At 67.7% G+C, this 20,826-nt stretch carries 22 protein-coding genes; 7 read left to right on the forward strand and 15 right to left on the reverse strand.

The genetic code is table 11. The annotated features are described in order from the left end of the window. Positions 1-2: 2 nt before the first annotated feature. From ACFVUS_RS13825 to ACFVUS_RS13835, 3 genes are read right to left on the reverse strand one after another with little or no spacing between them, the layout of a single operon-like run. Positions 3-437: a cupin domain-containing protein gene (locus ACFVUS_RS13825; RefSeq protein ID WP_387764864.1), complete on the reverse strand. Its 435-nt coding sequence runs from the start codon at positions 435-437 to the stop codon at positions 3-5. Between the two features lie 27 nt (positions 438-464). Further along, the gene (locus ACFVUS_RS13830) at positions 465-1,010 is read right to left on the reverse strand and encodes a DUF1697 domain-containing protein (protein WP_387764866.1); all 546 of its coding nucleotides are present in this window, start codon (positions 1,008-1,010) and stop codon (positions 465-467) included. Beyond that, positions 1,007-1,753, reverse strand: a complete 747-nt coding sequence (locus ACFVUS_RS13835) for an acyltransferase (protein ID WP_387764868.1) — start codon at positions 1,751-1,753, stop codon at positions 1,007-1,009. The genes ACFVUS_RS13830 and ACFVUS_RS13835 overlap by 4 nt, the downstream gene beginning before the upstream one ends. Before the next feature lie 219 nt (positions 1,754-1,972). Here ACFVUS_RS13835 and ACFVUS_RS13840 point away from each other — a divergent pair, with 219 nt between their 5' ends. Beyond that, positions 1,973-3,133 carry an FAD-dependent oxidoreductase gene (locus ACFVUS_RS13840; protein ID WP_387764870.1) on the forward strand — a complete coding sequence of 387 codons (1,161 nt, stop codon included), beginning with the start codon at positions 1,973-1,975 and terminating at the stop codon, positions 3,131-3,133. 136 nt (positions 3,134-3,269) lie between these two features. Here ACFVUS_RS13840 and ACFVUS_RS13845 read toward each other — a convergent pair whose 3' ends face one another. After that, positions 3,270-4,826, reverse strand: coding sequence for a multicopper oxidase family protein (locus ACFVUS_RS13845; protein WP_387764872.1), 1,557 nt, complete (start codon positions 4,824-4,826; stop codon positions 3,270-3,272). 202 nt (positions 4,827-5,028) lie between these two features. Between ACFVUS_RS13845 and ACFVUS_RS13850 the strand changes: the two genes are divergently transcribed. The 3 genes from ACFVUS_RS13850 (at position 5,029) to ACFVUS_RS13860 (ending at position 8,476) form a co-directional block, all read left to right on the forward strand. Beyond that, positions 5,029-6,264 (forward strand): sensor histidine kinase, encoded by a 1,236-nt coding sequence (locus ACFVUS_RS13850; RefSeq protein WP_387764874.1) that lies wholly within the window; start codon positions 5,029-5,031, stop codon positions 6,262-6,264. Further along, positions 6,261-6,911, forward strand: a complete 651-nt coding sequence (locus tag ACFVUS_RS13855; RefSeq protein WP_387764876.1) for a response regulator — start codon at positions 6,261-6,263, stop codon at positions 6,909-6,911. The genes ACFVUS_RS13850 and ACFVUS_RS13855 overlap by 4 nt, the downstream gene beginning before the upstream one ends. A gap of 194 nt (positions 6,912-7,105) precedes the next feature. After that, entirely contained in the window at positions 7,106-8,476 is a 1,371-nt protein-coding gene (locus tag ACFVUS_RS13860) for a PQQ-binding-like beta-propeller repeat protein (protein ID WP_387764878.1), read from the forward strand. A 5-nt stretch (positions 8,477-8,481) separates the two neighbouring features. Here ACFVUS_RS13860 and ACFVUS_RS13865 read toward each other — a convergent pair whose 3' ends face one another. Continuing rightward, positions 8,482-8,934: a MarR family winged helix-turn-helix transcriptional regulator gene (locus ACFVUS_RS13865; protein ID WP_387764880.1), complete on the reverse strand. Its 453-nt coding sequence runs from the start codon at positions 8,932-8,934 to the stop codon at positions 8,482-8,484. 111 nt (positions 8,935-9,045) lie between these two features. On the opposite strand from ACFVUS_RS13865, the gene ACFVUS_RS13870 reads away from it, so the two are divergent. Continuing rightward, positions 9,046-10,044 carry an SMP-30/gluconolactonase/LRE family protein gene (locus ACFVUS_RS13870; RefSeq protein ID WP_387764882.1) on the forward strand — a complete coding sequence of 333 codons (999 nt, stop codon included), beginning with the start codon at positions 9,046-9,048 and terminating at the stop codon, positions 10,042-10,044. Between the two features lie 200 nt (positions 10,045-10,244). Next, positions 10,245-11,579, forward strand: a complete 1,335-nt coding sequence (locus ACFVUS_RS13875) for a hypothetical protein (protein ID WP_387764884.1) — start codon at positions 10,245-10,247, stop codon at positions 11,577-11,579. Here ACFVUS_RS13875 and ACFVUS_RS13880 read toward each other — a convergent pair. From ACFVUS_RS13880 to ACFVUS_RS13900, 5 genes are all read right to left on the reverse strand, one after another. Further along, entirely contained in the window at positions 11,520-12,728 is a 1,209-nt protein-coding gene (locus tag ACFVUS_RS13880) for a class I SAM-dependent methyltransferase (RefSeq protein WP_387764886.1), read from the reverse strand. The genes ACFVUS_RS13875 and ACFVUS_RS13880 overlap by 60 nt on opposite strands. Before the next feature lie 12 nt (positions 12,729-12,740). Then, complete coding sequence (locus tag ACFVUS_RS13885) at positions 12,741-13,718, reverse strand: class I SAM-dependent methyltransferase (RefSeq protein WP_364629992.1); 978 nt, start codon at positions 13,716-13,718, stop codon at positions 12,741-12,743. 48 nt (positions 13,719-13,766) lie between these two features. Then, positions 13,767-14,534 (reverse strand): enoyl-CoA hydratase-related protein, encoded by a 768-nt coding sequence (locus tag ACFVUS_RS13890; protein ID WP_387764888.1) that lies wholly within the window; start codon positions 14,532-14,534, stop codon positions 13,767-13,769. Positions 14,535-14,613: 79 nt separating this feature from the next. Next, on the reverse strand, positions 14,614-15,384 hold the full coding sequence (locus tag ACFVUS_RS13895) for an NUDIX hydrolase (protein ID WP_387765568.1): 771 nt from the start codon (positions 15,382-15,384) through the stop codon (positions 14,614-14,616). A 61-nt stretch (positions 15,385-15,445) separates the two neighbouring features. Beyond that, positions 15,446-16,669: an MFS transporter gene (locus tag ACFVUS_RS13900; RefSeq protein WP_387764890.1), complete on the reverse strand. Its 1,224-nt coding sequence runs from the start codon at positions 16,667-16,669 to the stop codon at positions 15,446-15,448. A gap of 83 nt (positions 16,670-16,752) precedes the next feature. On the opposite strand from ACFVUS_RS13900, the gene ACFVUS_RS13905 reads away from it, so the two are divergent. Continuing rightward, positions 16,753-17,625 (forward strand): LysR family transcriptional regulator, encoded by an 873-nt coding sequence (locus ACFVUS_RS13905; RefSeq protein WP_387764892.1) that lies wholly within the window; start codon positions 16,753-16,755, stop codon positions 17,623-17,625. 17 nt (positions 17,626-17,642) lie between these two features. On the opposite strand, the gene ACFVUS_RS13910 is transcribed toward ACFVUS_RS13905, so the two are convergent. The 5 genes from ACFVUS_RS13910 to ACFVUS_RS13930 form a co-directional block, all read right to left on the reverse strand. Continuing rightward, positions 17,643-18,095, reverse strand: coding sequence for a MoaF N-terminal domain-containing protein (locus ACFVUS_RS13910; RefSeq protein WP_387764894.1), 453 nt, complete (start codon positions 18,093-18,095; stop codon positions 17,643-17,645). A gap of 199 nt (positions 18,096-18,294) precedes the next feature. Then, positions 18,295-19,128, reverse strand: a complete 834-nt coding sequence (locus tag ACFVUS_RS13915) for an ABC transporter ATP-binding protein (protein ID WP_387764896.1) — start codon at positions 19,126-19,128, stop codon at positions 18,295-18,297. Between the two features lie 25 nt (positions 19,129-19,153). Continuing rightward, positions 19,154-19,390 (reverse strand): hypothetical protein, encoded by a 237-nt coding sequence (locus ACFVUS_RS13920; RefSeq protein ID WP_387764898.1) that lies wholly within the window; start codon positions 19,388-19,390, stop codon positions 19,154-19,156. Between the two features lie 136 nt (positions 19,391-19,526). Further along, positions 19,527-20,282, reverse strand: a complete 756-nt coding sequence (locus ACFVUS_RS13925; RefSeq protein ID WP_387764900.1) for an aminoacyl-tRNA hydrolase — start codon at positions 20,280-20,282, stop codon at positions 19,527-19,529. 70 nt (positions 20,283-20,352) lie between these two features. Then, a complete protein-coding gene (locus ACFVUS_RS13930) occupies positions 20,353-20,805 on the reverse strand; it encodes a protease inhibitor I42 family protein (protein WP_387764902.1) in 453 nt (150 codons plus the stop codon). Positions 20,806-20,826 lie beyond the last annotated feature (21 nt).

Below are 20,826 nucleotides of genomic sequence, written 5' to 3' on the forward strand. Positions count from 1 at the left end.
CGTTATTCGAAGGGGCAGCCGGGATTCGGCGCGTCCTCGGACAGCGGACTCCCGGCGGGCAGCACGTAGAGCACATCCAGGATCTGCGGTTCGGTGCCCAGATTGCGTTCGATGTGCACATTGCCGCTACCGGCGCGCTCGACGATCGGGGTGCCCGGACCGCCCGCGCCGTCCTGTTCGCAATTGGCGTCGTAGTGGAACATTTGACCCTGGCGGAAGATCGCGTAGAGCGTGCCGTCGTGATAGTGCCAGCCGGTGGAACCCCCTGGCGCGATGGTGATTTCGCGCAGGATGTAATCCATATCGCCGATGGTGGTGCGGGACAGGATGACCGCGCTGACACCGTCCGGCGGTGTCGCATGCGCGGTACCGGCGAGCGCACCGGTCAGGGCCAGAGCTGCCAGACCGGTGATGGCGGTGCGAAGACCCGAAGTCACCGCATCAGCGTATCGGGCCGGATCGGCTCAGGCACCCAGCTTCTTCAAGGTCTTCTGGACCGTGAGGAAGGTGCGGGTGGTGATCTCCTTGCCGTAGCTCTTCTCGATCCAGGCCATGAAATTGGTGGTGCTGGGATCGGTGTTGTCGATGACCGAGAGCACGGCGGCGGCGGGCTTGTCGAACGCGAGCACGCGCACGGCCTTGGCGGTGGTGTCATCGAGCGCCCCGGGTGGGCCCGCCGCGACATCCTTGACGAAGGTGACCGTCAGATATGTTTCGCGGCAATGGGTCAGACCGGTGAACGGGTCCGAGTCGACCAGTTCCTGCAACTGCTCGCGGCTGCGAATGATGGTGCCGCCACCGATGCCGAGTTCGGCCTGCAATGCCGCCTGAATCCGCGATTCCAGTTCCGGCACATCGGTTTCGGGGCTCTCGAAGACGATATTGCCGCTGCTGAGCAGCGATGCCACCTTCGTGAACCCGAGACCCTCGAAGACCGCGCGGAGCTTCTCGTTCTTCATATTCGGATTCGCGGGCATGATCCCGCGCAGGAAAGCGGCATAGCTGGTCATGACGCGGCGACGCCGTTCTTCTTGCGTTCGATATCGGCGAGCGCGGCCATATGGGCTTCGCGGGCTTCGGCGGCGGCGTCCCAGGCGTCCTTGCGGTTCTTCACCACGCGGGCGGGAGCGCCGACGGCAATGCCGTAGTCGGGCACCTCGCCCTTGACCACGGCGTGCGCGCCGAGCACGCAACCGCGGCCGACACGGGTGCTGCGCAGCACGGTGACCTTGGCGGCGATCCAGGTGTCGGGGCCGATGCGGACCGGGGATTTCACGATGCCCTGATCCTTGATGGGCATGTCGATGTTGTCGGTGACGTGGTCGAAATCGCAGATGTAGCACCAGTCGGCCACCAGGGTGGATTCACCGATCTCGATATCGAGGTAGGTGTTGACCACGTTGTCCTTGCCGAACACCACCTTGTCGCCGATGCGCAGCGAACCCTCGTGACAGCGAATGGCGTTGCCGTCGCCGATATGCACCCATTTGCCGATTTCCAGGCGGGCCAGATCGGGGGTGGCGTGCACTTCCACGTTCTTGCCCAGGAAGACCATGCCGCGCAGCACGATATGCGGGTTGGCCATCTTGAACTTCCACAGGCGGTAGTACCGCACCAGGTACCAGGGCGTGTAAGCGCGATTGGCGAGCATCCACTTGGCCGAGGCCACGGTGAGGAAACGCGCCTGCTCCGGATCGTTTCGACGCGACCCACGCCACCGCGTGCGCAACGGTGCGCCCCACATGCTCGTCACGAACTGCTCCCTGTTTTCCGCTGGGCCGATACTGCCGCCCGATCGGGCAATCTCGCCTCACACCATATGACCCGCGTCTCGCGCGCGACGACGCGGGGACACCGATTCCGACCGCTTTTCGATGCCAGCGCGGCGCAAGGCGGGCGCAAGCGGGGGCGCGCAGGGTGAATTCGCACGGTTCGTGCGGTGACGAGCGCTAATGGAGATTGAGGTATTGGCATGGTTCGGATCGCGATCATCGGCGCGGGACTCGGCGGACTCGCTCTGGCCCAGGGGTTGCGTAAACGCGGGATCGAGTTCGACGTCTATGAGAAGGATCCGGGCGTGGACAGCCGGACCCAGGGGTATCGCATTCGAATCGACGAGACCGGGCAGCGTGCGCTCGCCGATTGCCTGAGCGCCGATGAGTATGAGACGTTTCGCGCGACCTGCGCGGTGAGCACCACCGGCGGGCGGTTCATCGATACGGAGCTGCGGGATACGGCGGGGCGGGTGGTCGAGACCTGGCGACCATCGGAAGTCGAGGACGCCGAGCCCGAGGACGCGCCGGGCGATCTGAGCGCGAACCGGCTGACACTGCGGGAGGTGCTGCTGCACGGTATCGCCGATCGGGTGCATTTCGGTAAGTCGCTGGATCGGGTCGAAGAGGGCGAGGGTCACGTGACCGCGCATTTCGAGGATGGGACGAGCGCGGTCGCCGATGTGCTCGTGGCCGCCGACGGAGTGCATTCGGTGGTCCGGCGACAGCTGCTGCCCGATGCCGAACCGGCCGATACCGGTGCGCTCTGCGGATACGGCAGAACCACGCTGACCGGTGCGCTCGGCGAGACCATTCCGGTAGCCCTGCTCACTGGAACATCGGTCGTGTTCGCGAATGGGTTTGTGGCGGTGCTGGATTCGATGACATTCCGACAGTGGGAGTTCACGGCCGACCTGACGCCGGTCGCGGACTATCTGTACTGGGCGGTGTTCGGCCCGCGCGATCGATTCGGACTGACCGATACCGCCGACACCGGACAGGTGCTAGCCGCGATCGAGCACGCCACCGCCGACTGGCATCCCGCGCTGCGCGAAGTTTTCGCCGCGGCGGACCCTGACGGGTTCGCCGCCATGACGGTTCGCAGTGCAGCGGCGTTGGAGACCCGGCCCAGCGGCCGCGTCACCCTGCTCGGCGACGCGATCCATGTGATGAGCCCCGCCGGTGGGCTCGGCGCGAATACCGCACTGCGCGATGCGGCGGTGCTGGCCACCGCGTTGGCCGCGGGACGGGATGATCCGCTGCGCGCGATTGCCGGGTACGAATCGGAGATGAGGGTGTACGCCGGTGACGCGATCAGCGCCTCCCTGCTGGGCACCGCGATGCTGGCCTCACGCATATGAGCGCGGGTCCGCGCCTCCTCGTCATTCCGGCGTGCTTTTGGCCGGAATCCACCTCGCGCGTGGCGATCCAAAGGTGTGGATCCCGGCCAAGAACGTGCCGGGATGGCGAGGTCGGGCCTGAAATAGCGGGGTGAGGTCAGCCGTGGCCGCCGTGAGTTCCCGTGCCGGGCATGGTCATTCCCGGCATCTCGTGGCCTGCCATGCCGGGCATATCCATTTTCATGGGGGCGGGTTGCTGGCCGGGGGCGAGGATGAGGAATTGGCCCATCATGCCCGCGTCCTCGTGCATGAGGAGGTGGCAGTGGTACATGTACGGGTAGGTGGGGTCGGTGTGGCCGGCGAAGCGCATGGCGAGGGTGTAGGCGGGGCCGGGGGTGGTGTAGACGGTGTCCTTCCAGCCGGAGAGTTCCGGGGGCGGGGTGCGGCCGTCTACGGCGGTGATCTGGAATTGGACGTCGTGGACGTGGAAATTGTGCGGCCAGTCGTCGCTGTTGCGGACGGTCCAGACCTCGGTGGTGTCGACCGGGATGGTCATATCGATGCGGTTCATGTCCATGCGCTGGTTGTTGATCATGTGCCAGCGCAGGTCGAAGGTGCGGGTGGCGGGGGTGCCGGGGGCGACCAGGGCGGGGATGGCGACCAGTGAATCCGGTACGGGGGCGGACGGTTTCACCTTCGCGGCGGGTCGCAGGCGCAGAATGTCGAAGGTGTCGTCGAAGCCGAAGGCGGCGGGTTTCTTGATGCCCGCGCGCTGATCGATGGGAAGGGTGCGCAGGGTGACCGGATCACCGGCGCGTACTTCCACCACGAGTTCGACGCGCTCGCCGGGACTGATCTGTATGCGCCGCAATAGAACCGGGGCGCCGAGCAGGCCGCCGTCGGTGGCGATGAGCTGGAATTCGCGATCATCGGAGAAGGCCAGGTTGTAGAGGCGACCGGAGGAGCCGTTCAGAATCCGGAGCCGGACCCGCTCGGTGGTGACGTCCAGGTGCGCTCCCGCAATGCCATTGGTGATGATGAGATCACCGAGCAGGCCGATATCGCTGGGATCGGATTCGTCCAGCGCGCCGTCGGCGGTGAGGCGGCGATCCTGGATGACCAGCGGAATATCGTCCACGCCATAGTCTTTCGGCAGCTCCAGACGCGCGGAATCCGCGTCGTCGAGCAGGAAGAAGCCGGAAAGCCCACGGTAGACGTGCTTTTCGGTGCTGCCGTGCGGATGCGGGTGGTACCAGAGGGTGGCGGCGGGCTGCTCCACGGTCCAGCTCGGCTGCCAGACGCCGTCGGGCTCGATGGTCTGATGCGGGCCGCCGTCGCACGCGGCGGGGACGTGCATACCGTGCCAGTGCACGGTGGTGGGTTCGGTCAGCGCGTTGTGAATGGTGAACGCGACCTGTTCGCCGCGGGTGGCCCGCAGCGTCGGGCCGAGGATCGAACCGTTGTAACCCCAGGTCGGCGTGGACTGCCCGGCGCGCATCTCGGTGCTGCCCGCCTTGGCTTCGAGGGTGAAGCGGCGCACGCCGTCCGCGCCGACGGTCGCGGTCGCGAGCGGCGGGATCGGCAGCGGGCGGGTTCCGTCGGCTCCCGGCCCCGTTCCGGATGACGGCCCGCCGGATCGCTCACTCGCGCATCCGGCGGTGAGCGCCAGCGATGACACGGCGACCACGGTGAGAAACCCTCGCCTCGAGACCACGACTGCTCCTTCTATCGACAACTCCTCCAGCTTCGATTGCCAGGCGATTGCCTTCGATCCTGCGCGGGGTCCGAGATGAGCCGCCCGCACTCCTCCCCGCGGACCTTGTGGGGTCGCGGAAAACGTGCTAACCAGCGCCGATCCCGCAGCGCACGGCCCGGTCGGCGTACGGATCGACGGACCGATCGCCTACGGTGGGAGCGTGATCGAGACCCCGGATCGGCAGCGCGTGGCGGCCATCGCGCGCGCCCTGCCGGTGCCGCTGGTCCCACTCCTGTTGGCGGCCAGCACCTTCCCCGGCCAGTACCGAGTGCCAGGTGTTTACTGGCTGCTCGCCATGGCCGCCAGCGTGGTGTTCGTGTTCGGCGCGCGCTGGCCGCTGACGGCTTCGCTGATCATTTCCGCGCTCGCGATTCCGATGTTCCGGATTCCAGCGTGGGGTCTGTCCGGGCTGGTTCCGTTCCTGGGCGCGGTGGCTTTGGTCGATGTAATCCGGCGCTCGCACCGCAATTCGATCGTGGCGCTGGCGACGGCGGGCTGGGCGGTCGCGGTGCTCATCGGCCGCACCGGCTATCACGATCCGGCGGCCTCCCGGGCGACGCTCGCACTCGAGGTGGGCGCGTACGTCGGACTCGCGGTGCTGCTCGGCCTCTATCTGCGCGGCCAGCGCGAACTCGCGGTGAGCCTGCGCCTGCGTGCCGCCGATGCCGAAAACCGCCGCGCCGAAGCCGAACAGCGCACCCGGCTCATGGAACGCGGGGCGCTGGCCCGCGAACTGCACGATCTGGTCGCCCATCACATGGCCTCGATCGTGTTGCGCATCGGCGTCGCCCGGCACGTGGTCGCCGATGCCGATCCGCGCGTGCACGCGGTGCTGGACGATGTGCACGGCACCGCCTCGGACGCGCTCACCGATATCCGCCGCCTGCTCACCGCCCTGCGCGATCCGGCGCTCGGTGAAGTGGCGCTGGTGGATTCGGCCGCCCTGCGCACCGAGATCGAGGCGGCCGCCGACCGGGTGCGCGCCGCCGGTTTCACCGTCGACGCCGAAATCCGCACGGGCGCGGACGGATTGGATGCCATCGGCCGCCTCACCCTGCTGCGCCTGGTGCAGGAATCGCTCACCAATGTGATGAAGTACGCGGATCCGGCGCGCCCGGTGCGACTCATGATCGTCCCGGCGGGAGACGCCATCCAGGCACACCGGGATCAGACCGGCGCGAGCAGTGCCGCCTCGGATCGGCATGGCGTCACTTTGCATGTGCGCAGTGGCCTGGCGGCCGGACGCGCCACCCGCGCGAATCCGCCGGGCGCGCACGGCATTATCGGAATGCGGGAACGGGTCGAGCTCGCCGGTGGCCGGGTGGCCGTCGGGGAGAACGGCACAGAGTGGATCGTCCATGCCTGGCTGCCGGATACGAACGGAGCGGACGCGTGATCTCGGTACTGCTGGTGGATGATCAGCGACTGGTGCGAGCCGGGCTGCGCATGCTGATCGAATCGACCGAGGATCTTCAGGTGGTCGGTGAGGCCGCCAATGGCGTGGAGGCCATTCGGCTGGCGGCCGAACTCGCACCGGATCTGATTCTGATGGATCTGCGCATGCCCGGTCTGGACGGTGTCGCCGCCACCGAATCGATCGTGCGCGGCGGGGCGCGCGCGAAGATCCTGGTGCTCACCACCTTCGATGACGATGACCATCTCTTCCCCGCACTGGCGGCGGGCGCGACGGGTTATCTGGTCAAGGACACCGAGCCCGCGGATCTGCTCGCCGCGATCCGCCGCACCGCCGAGGGCGACATGCTGTTCTCCCCGCCGCTGCTGCGCCGCCTGGTGGATCGCGTGGTCGCCGCCCGTGAACCCGCCGAGTCCGGCACCGCGCCAACCGATCTGACGCCGCGCGAGCGGGAGGTGCTGGCGCTGGTGGGCGCGGGCTTCGGGAATCAGGAGATCGCGGACCGCCTGCACCTGGGCGTCACCACGGTGAAAACCCATATCGCCAATCTGATGGAGAAGACCGGCCGGGACAACCGGGTGCGGCTCGCGGTGTACGCGCACCAAATCGCTCCCACGCCACCGCGATAGTGCGACCCGCGCGGCCCATTGGCGTGTCCGCGCACGACCCGCCGTGGCGAGCGCGGGGCGCTCCGCCCGGGGTATCGGGATTGCCGTACGGCGGCGAAGTAGGCTGTGCTGCGGCTGCGTCAGCCCGAGCATTCCGCTGTATCAGCCCCCACGGCATTTCAGTGACTCCGTACTGGCAGAAGGGACACCAGCAGGTGCGAAGCGGCAGGCGGCAGACCGGACGTGACGAACAGGGCTCGCGCACATCGGATCGCCTCGCGCCGGCCTGGCTACGCTCCGGTACGCGGGCGCTCGCACTGGCGGCCGTCGGGGTGCTGGCGCTGAGTGCCTGCGGCAGTACCACTGTCGACGACATCAAGGTCGGTTCCGGTAAGGGCTGGCCGCTGGCCTTCCACGATGCCCGCAACAGCGCGACCAGTCCGGTCACCGGATCACGCGCGCTCACCCTGAGCTGGTCGCGCCCGGTGGGCGGGCCGCTGGCCGCGCCCGCACTGGTCGGGCCGGACGGCCAGATCGTGGTCACCACGCGCACGCAGTCCTGCCAGATCTTCTCGTTCCTCATGCCGACCGGGCGCAAGCGGTTCTGTAATCCCATGGGTATCAGTGCCATTGCGGGCGGTATGGCCGTGGACGGCACCACCAATATCTATGTCGGCGATGACGGCGGGGTGACCTCGCTGAACGCGCTGGGTCAGCCGCGCTGGCGCACGCAGCAGGCGGGCGTGCCGATCTCGGTGCAGTTCACCGGGGACAGCAAGGTTTTGACGGTGACCCAGCTGGGTCAGGTGGATGTGCTCAGCCGCCAGACCGGCAATCGCGAGGTCTCCACCTTCCAGCTGCTCGGTGATCCGGACTTCCTGAAGTTCCCGGATCTGCCGCGCCCGCCGGATTTCACCGGCCTGGACGACTGCGCGACCGGTGGGCCGCAGTGCCCGGTCGCGAATGTGTCGGCGGTGGACGAGAAGTCGGGCCGGTTCTACGCCACGGTGTGGCGGCCGGGTCAGGGCAGCGCCGATCTGGTGGCGCTCACCTATGACGGTAGGGAGATCCGCAAGGACTGGACCGCCACCATGCTCGCGGGCGGCAGCGGCACCAGCCCGACACTGTCCGCCGACGGTTCCACCCTCTATGTCGGTGACAACGACAATCACCTGATGGCCGTGGACGCGTCCAACGGCAAGACCAAATGGGTTCAGGATCTGGGCTTCCCGATTCGCGGTTCGGTCTCGGTCGCGGACGGCCTGCTCATCCCCGCCGGGGACGACGGTCACCTGATGGCGCTGCGCGATAAGGGCGATGCCCCCGAAATCGTCTGGGAGCGCAAGGATCTCGCCCTGCGCGGCCGTCCCGTGCAAACCGCGGGCGGCACCGGCTACACCGTCGCCCCGATCGGCGACAACCTCACCCTGGTCACCTTCGACACCCACTCCGGCGCAACGGTCGACTCGCACGAACTGCCCGGCGCGGAGGGCACCACGGTGGGCACCACCATCGGCGCGAACGGCGAGATCGTGGTGGCGACCCGCATCGGCGAACTGTTCGTCTTCAAGCCCGGTAAGCAGTAACTCGGCTATTCCGGACGAATCGAGTCCAGCCGGACGGCCGCGCGCTCGAGCAATGCGGACAGCGTCTCCCGTTCGGCGGGGGTGAATTCGTCGGCGAGCGCGCGCTCCACCCGCACCGCGCGCTTGTCCGCATCGCGCAGCACCTTCGCGCCCGCGTCGGTGAGGCGCGTCTCGAGCACGTTCCGATGCCACTCGTGCGGGGTGCGCTCGATGAAGCCGCGGTCCTGGAGATTGGCCAGGACGGTGTTCATCGTCGGTGGGGTGACGCCGCATTGGCGGGCCAGGGCGGCGGCGGAGATGCCGGGGCTCTCGCTCAATACGAACAGGGCCGCGTACTGCGGGACGGTGACGCCCGCCGGTTTGAGCGCGGGCAGTTTCGCGCCCTGCAGGGCCTGTTCGGCGCGTTTGATGTACGAGCCCAGGCGCTCGGAGATAGGCATCGACGTCACCTCACGCATGGTAGTCGACCCTATCGGTTGTTCGAACCTTGACGATCATTAGAACTCTAATCTATGTTCGTGTCCGCACTACGGTGTTATCTCTATCGATCCGTATCGGAAGGCCGAACCATGTCCCGCGTGACCCGACTCCGCATCGCCGTGCCCGCCACCGCGCTCCTGCTGGCGCTGGCCGCCTGCGCCAACGGGCAGGAAGCGGCAGCGCCCACCGCCGCACCGCGCATCAGCACCGCGTACGAACTGCCCGATGCGCAGGCGTACCCCGAAGGCATCGCGGTGGACTCGCGCAATGGCGATGTGTACGTCGGATCGTTCACCAATGGCGCGATCTACCGTGCGGCCGAGGGCAATTCGAAGGCCGAGATCTTCCTGCCCGCGGGTGCGGACGGCCGCCGGACCGCCAACGGCCTGCGAGTGGACACCGCCGGACGCCTCTGGGTCATCGACCACACCCGCGGAGTCACGGTGTACGACACCGGAACTCGCGCCCGCCTGGCGAGCTTCGAACTCCCCGCGGGCCAGCCCTTCGTGAACGATCTCACCATCACCCCCGACGGCAGCGTCTACCTCACCGACAGCGTCGCCCCGATCGTCTACCGCGTCACCGCCGCCGAACTCACCGACGCCATGGCGCACGGCGGCAAGGGTGAACTGCGCACCTTCAGCGACCTGGGATCCGCGAAAGATCCAGCGGCACAATCGCCCATCCTCCTGAACGGCATCGTCTCCGACCCCGCGGGCCGCTACCTGCTGACGGTCGACATGAGCACCGGCACCCTCTACCGCATCACCCTCGACACCGACCGCACCGTCGGCAAGGTGACCCGGCACGGCGGCACCATGATCAACGGCGACGGCCTGGAAATGCGCGACGACACCCTCTGGGTCGTGCAGAACAAGGACAACACCGTAAGCCGTTGGCAGATCAGCGATAACGGCATGACCGCCACCCAACAGCAGCACATAACCGATGCCGCCCTTGCCGTTCCGACCACCATCGCCCACACCGGAGACCGAGCCCTGGTGGTCATCTCGCAATTCGACCGAGGCGGCCCCATGGGCGCGGGCACCCCCGCCCCCTTCACCGTCGCGGCCATCGACGGCATCTGACCCGGCCCGCGGCCCGCGCACACCGGAGAACCGATCCGCAATAGCAATTAGCTATAAAGTCGCTGCGCGTCGCTCCTGGATGATCACCGTGCTGACTGGGAGGGTGATCGCTATGACTTGCGCGGTCACCGGCACCTCCTCGGCCTTCCTGATGCTCGGCGCGAGGATCAGCTGATGGGTCGCGGCTCGAGGGGGTGCGCATGAATCGCCGGAGCACGCTGTGGGGCATCGAGATTCGGTGGAACATGCTGGTGCGCATCGGGGCGGTGTACACGGCGACGGCGACCGCGGGGCTGGCGATCATGATGCCGGTCAGTTACGGGTGGTATGGCTTGCCGCCGTACAAGGTCGATCTCATGATTCGCAGCGTGCCGCGGGCGATGGAATCCGGCGCCATGGTGGCGGTGCTCGCGGCGGCGCTGGTGGTCGGCATCGGCAGCGCTCGCGCGGCCTGGTTCGCCACCACGCTGGGGCTGCTGGGGATTCTGGCCAATCACGCCGGATTGCCCTGGGTCGATATCGATTCGCTGACCACGTTCAATTTCATCGACTCGCTGTGGGCGGGCGTGATCGTCGGCAGCCTGGCGCCGGTGGTGTGGACGAGCCGGAAGGCGACGAGCGTATACCTTTTCGGCGTGGTCAGTTCGGCCGCGCTCGGCAATATCGTGCAGCGGCCCGCCGCCGACGGCACCCTCAATCCGATCGAGCGCGTACTCGGTGACGCACCGCCCATCTGGCTGATCGTGCTGGCGCTGGTGCTGATCGGGCTCGGCCTGTTGATCCGCGCGATCGGGTTTCCGGTGGCCCCGCCCGATGAGCGGGTGTCGCTCGCGACCGTGGTGTCCGGCGCGGTGGTCATCTTCAGCGTGGCGATGACCTCGAAATGGCTCTCGCACAGCGGTGCGCATCCGGCGGTCGTGGTGGTGGCGGTGCTCGTGGTCATCGCGGGCAGCACCATTTCGGCGTTCATGCTGCCCGGGCGCGATGGCATGCCGGTGCTGCTGCTGGTGGCGTTCGCCGCCGCGGCCAGTGCGACGGTGACCGTCCCGCGCCCGTGGTGGGCCGACGCACTGGTCGTGGTGTCGGTGGGGCTGGGGCTGGTCGCGGCGCGGCGCTGGCCGCTGCCGCCGGTGGCGATCTCGCTGTCGTTCGCGATGGCACTGGTCGCCATGATTCTCGCGCTGGTCACCACGCCCGGACAGGTGAGCGCGGTGATCGGGGTGGTGTGCATCGGCCTGGTCGGCGGCTACAGCGTGGCGGCCGCGCTACCGGCCCTGGCGACCAGCATGGTGGTGGCCATCGGGGCGCTGTTCGTGCCGTCCGCCGCGGTGGCGCTGCGCGGTCGCCTGTTCGGCCGGGTCAGCTACTCCCCCGGCTGGTATCGGGTCGCCCCGGCCCCGCACGATCCGGTGCCCGCCTATGCCGCCCTGGGCATCGCGACGGGCTGCGCCGGTGTGATCTATCTGCTGTACCGGCTACGGAGTGTCGCAGAGAAAGACGGTGGCGGTCTTGCCTATCCGGGTAATAACCAGTGAGTGCGGTTGTTTCCCACGGGGTTTGAGCTTGGCGCGAAGGGCATCGGGATCGAGATCGACACCGCGGGTGAGGATCTCCAGCGGACCGCAATCACGGCGGTGCAGTTCGGCACGCAACGGCTTCTCGCGGAAATCCATCCGGTCGAGAATGCGGAAGCCGCGCATACCCTCGGGAACGGTGTCACCGGTGAGATAGGCGATGCGCGGATCGAGTTGCCACAGACCGTGTTTGGCGGCGTAGTGCCGCACCAGTCCCGCGCGGATCACCGCACCGTCCGGATCGATGATCCATTCGCCGGGCTCGCGCTCGGGGATATCGTCCGGTTCGGCATCGGTCAGGATCTCCGGCGGGCGCGAGCTGGAAAGCACTGTGGCGCGGCGGGTTACCCCCGCCTCCGCCAAACCCGGTGACCACAGGCAGGCTTCGCGCACCGCACCGTCCAGCGAGGCGACCTCGATCTCCCCCGCCCAGCCGAGGGTGTCGAAATCCAGTCCGGGAGCGCATTTCACGGCCAGATCCCGGCCCGCGTACGCCGCCAGCAGATCCGGCAGCGGCGGTTGCAATTTCGCGGGGTCATGGGTGCGGCGGCCATCCGCGCGGCGGGCCGGATCGGCGATCACCACCTCGGCGGTACTGCACGGCCGCAGCGCATCGGCCTTGGCCAGCAATACATTTCCCGCCGGTGCGGAGTCCGCCGCAGCGATGGCGTGCGCACCCACCGGGGGGACGCGCAGATTGTGGGCCGCTATCGCGAGCCGAATGTCATCCAGATCGCTGCCGATGACCGCCGGGCAGACCCGCGCCAATTCGGCGAGTTCGGCTCCGATGGAACAGGTTACGTCGTGGACGCTGCGGCCCTTCAGGCGTTCGGCACGATGCCGGGCCACGGCCGTAGGCGTGGCCTGCTGGAGAGCGTCATCGGTGAACAGCCATTCCCCCGCACCGGAGAGTTTGGCGGTGGCGCGGCGGCGCAGGCGGACGGTTTCCACCAGGGCGGCCGCGCGGTCGCCGTGCGCGCGGCGGATCCGCTCCAGATCGCGCAGCAGCGAGGCCGGGGTCAGCGCGAGCGCGCCGACCTCGGCCAGCGCGGCCGCACCGGCCGCGCTGCCCAGGTGGGCGACGTCATCACGAGAGAAGGCGTAGCCCACCGGGTTTCGGTCCTACTTGGCCGAGACGCCGGGCTTCACGCCGGTGATCATGGCGTTGTAGAAGAACTGGCGCGGCACGATGTGGCGCATGACCTTCTCGTCCAGCCAGCTGAAGCCCAGCCACGCGCGGTACTGCGCCATGCGGTAGCCGATGGTGAGCTTCTCGGCGGGCACGGCCGCCTCGAAGGTGCGCACCGGCCAGCCCCACAGGGCGGCGGCGAACTCTTCGGTCTTGGCCTGCACCTCGACGGCGCCGGCGCTGCGCGCCATGGCCTCGAGATCCGACGGATCGAAGGTGTGCAGATCGACGACGGCCTCGAGGGCGGCCGCGCGCGAGGACTCGTCGAGCTCCTCCTGCGGGCGACGCCAGTCCTTGAGGAACGGCAGCTTGGTGATCTCGGTGGTCACCTTCCAGGTGGCCTGGCCCAGGCGGCGCGCGTAGATATTGCCGATGGTGGTCGGCTCACCGGCGAAGACGAAACGCCCGCCCGGCTTGAGCACGCGCAGGCACTCCTTGAGCGCCAGCTCCACATCCGGAATGTGGTGCAGCACAGCGTGTCCACACACCAGATCGAAGGTGTCGTCCTCATACGGGATGGTTTCGGCGTCGGCGACCCGGCCGTCCACGTCCAGGCCCAGGTTCTGGCCGTTGCGGGTGGCGACCTTGACCATGCCCGGGGACAGGTCGGTGACCGAACCGCGCTTGGCGACACCGCCCTGCATCAGGTTCAAAAGGAAGAAGCCGGTGCCGCAACCGAGTTCGAGAGCCCGCTCGTACGGCAGCGGGGCATCCGGCACGACGGCGTCGAAGCGGCCGCGCGCGTATTCGATACAGCGCTCGTCATAGGAGATGGACCATTTGTCGTCGTAGGTCTCTGCTTCCCAATCGTGGTAGAGCACCTGCGCGAGCTTGTTGTCGGAATACGCGGCCTGGACCTCCGCCTCGGTGGCGTGCGGGTTCGGCGCGGGGTCTTCAGGACGAACGGTCATAACAGGGCAGCCTAATGAATACCCCGGTGGGGCCGGTTATCGGCCCGGCTAACGGCCTGTGAACGAGGCCGCACCTGGACCATCGGCCAAATAAGAACGCGTTCCAACCTGCTGATCTTCGGTGCCGAACAGCGCGGTCCACTCGGTGCGCGCGCGATCATGCCCGTGCGTACCCGCCTCGAAGACGCGCTTGGCCGCGGCCAGTGCGAGGGCCGGACCACCGGTGAATTGCCGCGCCCAGCGCAGCGCGGACTCGAAGACGTCATCGGGTGCGACGACCTCGTCGACCAGGCCGATCTGCGCGGCTTCCTTCGCATCGACGAACCGGCCGCTGTAAACCAGATCCTTGGCCCGCGACGGCCCGATGAGCAGGCTCAGGCGACGAATGCCCGCGACCGGGATCAGCCCCGCCTTGATCTGCGGCAGGCCCAGTTTCACGTTGTCGCCGATGATGCGGCGATCCGCGCCCAGGGCCAGTTCCAGACCCGCGCCGAGCGCGTAACCGCTGATGGCCGCGACCGTCGGCTGCGGCAACCGGGCCAGGCAGCTCAGCGCCGCCTGGAAATCCTTGACAACGGCCTCGGCCTGTTCGGGGGTGAACCCGGCCAGTTCGGCCATCTCATCACCCGCGGAGAACACCCGCTCATCGCCGTACACCACGACCGCAGCAATGCTCGCGTCCGCCGCGATCGCATCGGCGGCGGCCGCGACCTCGAGGGCCACCTGCAGATCGATCAGATTCATCGGCGGGCGCGCGATGCGAAGCACGGCAATGCCCTGCGCCACACCACGGTCAACGGTCACGAATTCGGCCACAGCGGTCACCCTACTTCCGTCCAACGGCCCGGTCCGACACCGGTCGCCGCGCGCGCCACGGGCGAAACCGGACGCGCACTCACTCCGGGCGCTGCGAACCCCGCAGGCGGGCGTTCTCCGGGAGATCGGCGAAGTAGCGATCCGCGTGCGGGAACGCCAAGGCGAGCTTCGCCTCGGGGTCATAGATCGGCATGATCGGATCGATGGTCCGAACGGCTTCCAGAATGGCGGCGGTGGAATCGAATTCACGCAGCGCGACCAGCTGGGTCCAGGTCGGCGGCAGCAGCACGTCCAGACCCTGCTTCCAGCGATCGATGGCCTCGTCGGGGGTACACCAGGTGACCACATCGGCCTCGGTGGTCGCACCGTCGGCGAGCTGTCCCGCGGGCAGCACCGCGACGAAGAAGCGGGTGTCATAGCGGCGCGGTTCCACCACGGGGGTGATCCAGTTGTCCCAGGGCCGCAGCAGATCCGCGCGCAACACCAGGTTCTCGCGGGTGAGGAATTCGGCGAAGGAGAGTTCGCGGCGCTCCAGCTGCCCGCGCGCCTCGGCATAGATCGAGGTGTCGGAGACGACCGTATCGGCGGTCGGCCCCGCGAGCAGCACCCCGCATTCCTCGAAGGTCTCGCGCACCGCCGCGCACACCAGGGTCTGTGCGCGCCCGGCATCGGTGCCGAACCGCTCGGCCCACCAATTCGCGTCCGGCCCGGCCCAATCCAGCGTGACCGCGGCGTCGGAGCGGTCCACGCCGCCGCCCGGGAACACCGTCATACCGGCGGCGAAGGCCATACCGACGACGCGCCGCTGCAGGAAAACCTCGGGCCCGCGCGCGCCATCGCGCACCAGCATCACCGTGGAGGCGTCCTTGACGGGCGCGACGGCGGGAACAGTCTCACTCACCTTTCGCACCCTAACGGTTGCTAGGTCGCCTGGCGAACATCCCCCACAGCGCCAGCGCCAGCACCGTCGCGCCGATGCCGATACCGCAGATCAGACCCCATCCCCCGGCCTGGTACGCGGAACCCGCCGTCACCGAACCGGCCACGCCGCCCAGGAAGTAGGTGACCATGTACGCGGTCGTGAGCCGACTGCGCGCGGCCGGATCGAGCGCGTAAATGGCGCTCTGATTGGACAATTGGATGCCCTGCACGCCGAAGTCGAACACCAGCAGCGCGATGATCAGCACCCACACATTGATCCCGCCCCAGGCCAGCAGTCCCCAGCCGACCAGCACGGTCACCCACACCAGCGTGGTCACCATGCGCAACCGGCCCTGATCGGCCAGTCGCCCCACGATCGGCGCGCCCAGCGCACCGGCCACCCCGGCCAGCCCGAACAGGCCGATGACGAACTCCGAATAGTGGTAGGAACTGGATCCGGAACCCGCGAGCAGGAACGCCAATCCGGTCCACATGCCCGAAAAGCAAGCCATGGCAAGGAATCCCAGCGCCATGCGCTGGCGCAGCACCGCGTGTTCGCGAATCAAGCCGAGCACCGAGGCCAGCACCTCCGGATAACTCTCCTCGGTCGCCGCCCGTCCGGTCGCGGGCACCAGCAGGTACACGCTGATCGACATGATCAGCTGGATTCCGGCGGCCACCAGCAGCACCCCGCGCCAGCCCGCGAATTCGGCGATGGCCCCGGAGATGACCCGGGACAACAGGATTCCCAGCAGCAGCCCGCTCATCACGGTGCCGACGATCTCGCCGCGCTTGTGCGGATCGGCCAGCGCCGAGGACCACGGCACCACCACCTGCGCCGCCGACGCGGTCACGCCGGTGGCGAACACGCCCAGCAGCAATAGCGGGAGATTCGGCGCGGCGGCGGAAAGACCCAGTGCCAGCACCGAAACCGCGAGCAGCCCCGGCACCATGCGCCGCCGCTCCAGGAAATCCCCGAGCGGCACCAGCAGCGCGACACCGCTGAGGTAGCCCACCTGAGCCGCGCTGACCAGCAGCGCCGCGGCCACCGACGAGACGCGCAGATCGCTCGCGACCTGATGCAGCAGCGGTTGCAGGTAGTAGAGGCAGGCGGCGGACGAACCCGCGGTGACCGCGAACACCAGCACGGTCAGGCGGGTCAGCGGCGAGGACACGGCGTCCGGGGCGTCAGGACGAGCGGGCGAAATGGTCACGATATCCATGGTCCGACCTGAGGCGCATCAATGGAAGCGATGAGTTTTGATGGAGCCATCTACGGAATAGATATACTGACGCGGTGGAGATCCGGCAGATCGAATGTTTCCTGGCCTGCGAGCAGGAAGGGTCGTTCACCGCGGCCGCGCGCACGCTGAATCTGGTGCAGTCGGCGGTGTCGACCAGCGTCGCCAAACTGGAACGCGAACTCGGGGCGCGGCTGTTCGATCGCACCCCGCACGGACTGCGCCTCACCGAGGCCGGGCGCGAGGCGGTGGCTCCGGCCCGAATCATGTTGCGGGCCAGGCACGATATCGCCGACGGCATCGATCGGGCCCGGGGGCAGGTGCGCGGCGAGGTGGTGATCGGCAATTTCATGAATATCCACACCCTCGATTACGCGAACATCATCTCGGAACTGCGCGTGCGCTATCCCGAGGTGACTTTGCAAATGCGGCAGAACATTTCGGGCGTGCGCGGCAATATCGCCGGATTGCGCGACGGCAGTCTGGAGATCGCGCTGGTCGCCGGAATGACCGAGGAGATCGACGGGCTGACCATGTATCCGATCAGCTCGGAGACCATCGTGCTGGGCACCGCGCCCGGTCATCCGCTGGCCGGTCGGCCCTTCGACGCGGCGGATCTGGCGGGTATCCGATTCATCGATTTCGCGCCCGGCTGGGGTATTCGCGGTGTGGCCGACGCATTGTTCCCCGAACGCGACAGCGTGATCGAAGTGGCCGATCAGATATTCGCGATGGAATTGGCGGCCAAGGATTTCGGCGTGCTGCTGATACCGCGCTCAACCGCCGAGACCACCGATTCGATCGTCTGGTCCGAACGCGCGGGCACACCCATTCCCTGGCATCTGGCGGTCGCGCACGATGCCCAGCGCACCCCGTCCAATGCCGCGCGCACGGTCATCAGGGCGCTGTGCCGCCGCGATCGGGAATGACCGCGATCGGGAATGACTCAGTCGATCAGATGCACCGATCCGCTGCGGGTCTCGATGCTGAACGGTGCGGCCGAACCATTGGGACGGGACCAGGTGCCGCTCACCTTGCCGGTGTGGAAATCCTGCACCTGACTGATCACCGCGGCGCTGGCGTCATCGGTCCAGGTGACCAGGAAGACACCGGGTTCCACCGCCGCCACCGCCACCGGCGAGGTGGTTTTGCGCCCGGTGTCCGCGGCGACATAGGTGAGCGTGCGCCCGTCGCCGCCGAAGGTCGCGGTGCCGCCGGACCCGCTGTCGTAGGTGAGTTGTACGGTCTTGCCGACCAATTCGGCGGGAATCGCGGCGGGCGCGAGTCCTTCCGCCGATTCCGAGGGTGAAAGTTTGTGCGGTGGTGCGGGATCGGCGGCGCAGGCCGCCGCGGCCAGCGCTACCGCCATGAGCGCCACGATCCCGAGTGTGCGACCCACCCCTGCTCCCTCCGCCCGCGCCGAATATTCGCCACGATGTGGCGCTATGTCGGCGATTGCATCGACAGACCAGTTCAACGCTGAAACTGGAGATATTGCCGACAGTTTGCCCGCTGTCGGCACTCGATGCAATGGCAGCGCGCCGAACACACACGAGCAGTGCGGCCGCCGCGCGAAAACGGCCCGGCGGAACCGGGATTCAGCGGTTGCGGTGCCGCCCGAAACGCTGGGCGCGGCGCGCGAAATACCGGCCGTCGATCTTGTCCAGCGCGATCGACTGCCGGAACGCCTCGCTCAGATTCTCGGCGGTGAGCACATCGGTGAGCAGCCCCTGCGCCACCACACTGCCCTCGTTGAGCAGCAGGCCGTGCGTGAACCCGGGCGGAATCTCCTCCACGTGATGGGTGACCAGCACGGTCGCGGGCGCGTCCGGATCGGCCGCCAGATCGCCGAGCCGCTCCACCAATTCCTCCCGCCCGCCCAGATCCAGCCCGGCGGCGGGCTCATCGAGCAGCAGCAGTTCCGGATCGGTCATGAGCGCGCGGGCGATCAGCACCCGCTTGCGCTCACCCTCGGACAGGGTCCCGTAGGCGCGATCGGAAAGATGTTCCGCACCCAGGCTTTCCAGAATATCCACGGCGCGATCGGTATCGATCTCGTCATAGCGCTCGCGCCAGCGCCCCAGTACCGCGTATCCGGCGGACACCACCAGATCGGACACCTTCTCATCGACCGGGATCCGCCCGGCGATCGCGGCCGAGGACAGGCCGATGCGCGGCCGTAGCTCGTTCATATCCACTTTGCCGAGGGTCTCCCCCAGCAGATTGGCGGCGCCCGACGTCGGGAACATCTCGGCGGCGGCCATCCGCAGCAGTGATGTCTTGCCGGCGCCGTTGGGGCCCAGCACTACCCAGCGTTCGTCGAGTTCCACCTGCCAGGTGACCGGTCCGACGAGCGTATGGCCCGAACGTCGGACGGTGACATCGTTGAAGTCGATGAGCAGATCGGGATCCGGTTGCGGCACGGGGTCCATCTTGGCCCACCGCCCTGGACGCTCGTCAACGTGGTGGGAAAACTCGATGCGTGTCACCTTCTCCCGCACCGTATCCGGAACCGGATCCGCGGGATAGCTCCGGTTCCTCAGGGCTGCGCGCATGACCCTGGCGGTGCCGGTTATGGGTCTGGCCGCGCCCGCGCGCATCCTCGCCGGTGCCGCGGAACATGCGGGCCAGCAGCAGTGCCACCGGGATGGAGAGCACCACCCAGACGATGAGAACAATCAGCAGTGTCGTCATATCGTGTTTCCTCCTGCGGAAACTCGTGCACCGATCCTTCTCCTGCAGCTCGGTGAAGTCGATACCCTCAGCGCACATAGGCCAGTGTGCGGACCGGATGGTTCGCGGCGTGGACACTTTCGGGCATTCGCCTTATTCAGTTCGGCGGCACCGCGATCACGGTGAGCGAGCCGGGGGCCACCTCGGTGAATCCGGCGTCGCGCACCGCGGTGGCGGTACCCTCGGCCACTGCCCGCCGCAGCTGTGCCCAATGCTCGGGATCGGCGTCGGCCACGGTGCAGCGGAAACCGCGTTCGGCCCAGGCGTGCGCCTGCCCCACCGGCATGAACCCGGCCAACAGCATGCTCGCGTGCCCTACCTGCGCGGCGGCCTTACCCACTGTCATACCCAATTTCGCGTCGACCCATAGCGTGGGATACCCGGGATCGATCGAGATCGGTTCATCCACTTCTAATTCGGTGCCGCCGATCTGAAGGCGTTTGATCCTCGGGTCGATTTCTCCGACCGCGCCGGGCACCAGCGCCCGCGCCTGCGCGCCTGCGAATTCGATCGTCACCCCGGGCACGTCCTGCGCGGCCAGCCATTGCGCGCCGCGAGCGCGCCTGGCCACCTTGCGAATTCGGGAGCGCTTCCAGGTGAGGTAGCGCTCCTCCCATTCACCATCCGTGCCGACGCGCTCGTCCAGGCACAGCGTCACCACCGCGGTGGCGGCCGCCGCGAGCAGTGCGCTGCGACGCGGCGGATCGATCTTGGGAATGTGCAGCACCATCTGCATGGCCTGTACCAGCGCCGGGTCCTCGGGATCGCCGCCACCGCCGTAGCCCCGCGCCAGTTCGGCGTGCCGGGCCACGAACCCGGCGTCGATGGTGGATTCGACACTGGACACCGGCATCACACTCCTCATCACACGACAACTCTGAGCCAGGGTAATCACATTTCGAAAAGCCCCGGCCCAGCCCCGATTACGTGACCTTCAGATTCAGGGTGAAGCGTTCGGCGGGATCGATGCCCTGCTCCCACGGCCGCCGATATTCGAGCACCAGCTGGGTCGCGCCCGGAGCCTGCGCCGTGAACTTGAAGATCGAGGTGCCGCCCACCCCGACCATGCCGTTGGGGCTCGGATCCTGTTCGTACTCCATGCCACCGTCCTGCCTGACGATGTTCTGCTCCAATTCGGTCAGCTGCCACAGGAATCCGGTGGTGGGGTTGCCCGCCAGGCGCACGGTCAGGCCCTGGCCCAGCGCCAGCGGTATCTCCTTGCCGTCCTGCTCCTTGCCCGCGGTGACCGGACCGGGGGCGGGCTGTGCGACGGAACTGGTTGTGGTGGGCCGTACTTCGTTCGGATTGTCGTTACCGCCACAGCCCGCCAAGGCCAGCCCGAGCAGTACTACCGCCAGTGATACGCGCACCCGCACGGACAGCCTCCCATCGTCGTG

It is taken from the genome of Nocardia sp. NPDC058058, from assembly GCF_042885355.1.
GTDB lineage: Bacteria > Actinomycetota > Actinomycetes > Mycobacteriales > Mycobacteriaceae > Nocardia.